The organism is Streptomyces sp. PA03-1a (genome assembly GCF_033792805.1).
Lineage (GTDB): Bacteria > Actinomycetota > Actinomycetes > Streptomycetales > Streptomycetaceae > Actinacidiphila.
In genome coordinates, this window is the sequence record NZ_JARAVO010000423.1 from 1 (window position 1) to 3,276 (window position 3,276).

Here is a 3,276-nt window from a genome sequence, read left to right on the forward strand (position 1 = left end):
CGGGCGTGGCGGCGGGTCCGGCGCGCTGACGACGGACACCACGGGCGCGCTGGGGGTGGACCCGGTGCTGGTGGTGGCGCCCGCGTTGTGCCTGCTGGCCGGCGCGGTGCTGGCGCTGCGACTGCTGCCGCTGGCCGCCCGCCTCGGGGAGCGGCTGGCCGCCCGGTCGCCCGGCCTGCCCACGGCGCTGGCCGGGTGGCAACTGGCGCGGCGGACCGGCCGCGGCGCCGGCCCCGCTCTGCTGCTGGTCTTCGCGGTGTCGATCAGCATGTTCGCGATCGGCGAGAACGCGAGCTGGGAGCGCTCCCAGCGCGACCAGGCGGACTTCTTGGTGGGAGCCGACGTCCGTGTGACCGGCACTTCGACCCCGGCGTTCGGACAGGGCGGCGTCTACGACCACATACCCGGGATCGCCGCGGCGGCCCCGGCCAGCCGCAGCACCGTGCCGCTGCCCAGGAACCGCGAGGCAACGGTGCTGGCACTGGACACCACCAGCGCCTCCGGGGTGACCGGCCTGCGCGACGACCTCGCCGACCGGCCCTTCCAGGACCTGCTGCGCTCCCTGCGCCCCGAGGAGGCCGCCTCGCGGGACGCCGGGTTCACGCTGCCCGACGCCTCGGCGCGACTCCGCCTGACCGTCCGCCTGCAGGCCCTGGGCACCCGGGGCCGCGCAACCGCGAGCGGGGTCGGCGACCGGCTCTCGGCGACCTTCACGGACCGCTACGGCGTGCCCTACACCATCCCCCTGGGCGAGGTCCCCGCCGACGGCCGACCCCACGTCCTGGAGGCGGACTTCGCCGCGGAGGCGGGCCGGGCCCCCGGCGCCGGCCCGGCCGGGCCACTGCGCCTGACCCGGATCAAGGCCGACTACACCCTGCCCCGGCGGACCGGGCACCACCGGCTGTCCGTCACCGCGCTGCGGGCCGTGACCAACGACGGCTCCGCGCACGCCTTCCCGGTGCCGGCCGGCGCTTCCTGGAAGGCCCACACCCTCATGGGCAACCGGGACTTCACCGAGGACCGCGAGCGCGGCTACGTCGCCGCGCGGACGGACGCCCCGCGTTCCGGCCAGGACACACCGCTCACCGTCGAGTACGACACCGGGCAGATGCCCCTCGAGGGCTATGTGCAGAGCGGCTTCGACGAGGCGGCCGTGATCGTGACCGCGGCACCGAAGGCCCCGGCCGCGCTGGCGGGTGTCGCCACCGACTCCTTCCTGCGGGCGGTCGACACGAAGGTGGGCGACCCGGTACGGATCCAGCTGGCCGGCGTGACCGTGCCGGTCCGCGTCACCGCGGCCGTACGCGCCCTGCCCACGGCCACGCCCGGGGACACCGCCACCGACGGCGGGGCGCTGCTGCTGGACCTGCGCTCGGTGAACACGTTGCTGAACGGAACCGGCCAGGGTTCCCTGGTTCCCGGCGAGTGGTGGCTGGCGGCCGAGCCCGGCGCGGCCGCCCGCGTCGCCTCGGCGCTGCGGGCCCGCGGCGACATCACCTCGCTCCTGGTCCGCGACGAGCAGCGAGCCGAGCTGCAGCGGGATCCGCTCGGCGCGGGGCCGCTGTCCGCGCTGCCCGCCGCCGTCGTGACCGCCGTGGTGCTGGCCGCGCTCGGCTACAGCGTGGCGGCGGCCGGAGCGCTGCGCGAACGCTCCCAGGAGTTCGCGATGCTGCGGGCGCTGGGCACCCCGCGCCGCTGGCTCGCCCGGGTGATCGCCGCCGAGCAGGGCCTGCTGGTCCTGGTCGCGGTGGGCGTGGGCGTCGTACTCGGCGGACTGCTGACCCGCCAGGTCGTCCCCCTGATCGTCCTGACGGCCCGCGCGGCCAGCCCGGTCCCCGAGGTCCGGGTGGAGCTGCCGTCCGGCCCGCTGGTCGTGCTGCTGATCGCCGTCACCGTGCTGCCCCTGCTCGGCGTCATGCTGACGGCGTGGCGGTCCGCCGACCCGGCCCAGGCGCTGCGGCGCCAAGGAGGTGAATGACGTGGCCGAGCCCCGTACCCAGCGGAGCGGTGACGTCTCCTGGATCCGCGCCCGGCTGAGCGCCGCCCCCGGCGGCACGCTCGCCATGGCCGCGCTGGTGTTCGTCACGGCGTTCCTGGCGGCCGCGCTGCCGCGGGCCGTCGACGGGTACGAGGACACCGCGCTGCGCGACACCGTGTCACACGCGTCGCTGCAGGGCCGCAGCGTCTCCATGTCGCTCCAGGTCTCACGGCTGTCCGTCCCCTTCGGCCCCGAGGCACTGCTCACCCCGCGGTCGCTGAAGGAGACGGAGAAGGAGTTCCGGCGTCTCGTCCTGCCCCCGCTGGCGCTGGAGCCGGACCAGACCGTGTACGGGGTGCGCTCCGCCGACACGGGCGCCACCGACCCTGCCCTGCCCCGGCCTTCGGGCCTCGATCCGGAGAGCGCCCTGGTGGCCCAACCGGACCTGGCGGCGAACACCCGGCTCCTCAAGGGACGCATGCCGCGCCCCGGCACCGACGCCCACAGCGTCGAAGCGGTGATCACCGACCGCACCGCGCAGGTCATGGGACTGCGTACCGGTTCGGCGTTCCACCTGCGGGATTCGGTCGGATCGGTCATGACCGTCCGGGTCACCGGGATCGTCACGCCCCGGACACCCGGCACCGCGTACTGGAACGCGGAGCCCGAGCTGCGGAAACCGAAGCTGGTGTCGGTGAAGGGCGAGGGCTCCGACCCGGCGCCCGTGTTCTACTGGCGTTTCACCGCGCTCATCGACGAGAACGCCACCAAGTCCCTGCTCGGTCTGCAGGACGGTGCGCTGGCCTACTGGCACCACCCTGCCGACGTCGACGAGCTCACCGCGCGCGACGTCCCCGCGCTGCGTGACCGGCTCGCCGCGCTGACGGCGGGACCGGACGGGGCACATCTGCAGGCCAAGCAGCGCGGCCTGCACGTCGAGGAGCAGGGGCTGGGTGAACTCCTCGGTCCCTTCGCCGCCGAGCGCACGGCTGCGCAGCCGCTGGTCCTGGTCGCTGCCGTGGGTGTGGGCACCGTCGCCGCGGTCGTGCTCCTCATGGCGACGGGCCTGTCGGCGGCCCGGCGCAGGGCCGAGTTCACCTTGCTGCGGGCCCGTGGCATCAGTATGGGCTCGCTCACCGGCCGGCTGCTGGCCGAGAGCGCGGTGGTGGCGGTGCCGTCCGCGGCGGCCGGGCTGGTTTTGGCGCTGCTCCTGCTGCCGGCGGAACGTGCCGCGCTCGCTGTGTGGGCGGCCGCCGCGGTGGCCGTCGTGGCCACGGTGAGCCTGCCGCTGCGGGCGG

At 75.6% G+C, this 3,276-nt stretch carries 1 protein-coding gene and 1 pseudogene; both read left to right on the forward strand.

All coding sequences use genetic code 11. The features are described 5' to 3' along the window. On the forward strand, window positions 1-1,978 hold a 1,978-nt coding region (locus tag PV341_RS44365), incomplete at its 5' end, for an FtsX-like permease family protein (RefSeq protein WP_500360918.1). Between the two features lies 1 nt (window position 1,979). Then, window positions 1,980-3,276 (forward strand): annotated as a pseudogene (locus PV341_RS44370) (ABC transporter permease); the annotation flags it as partial.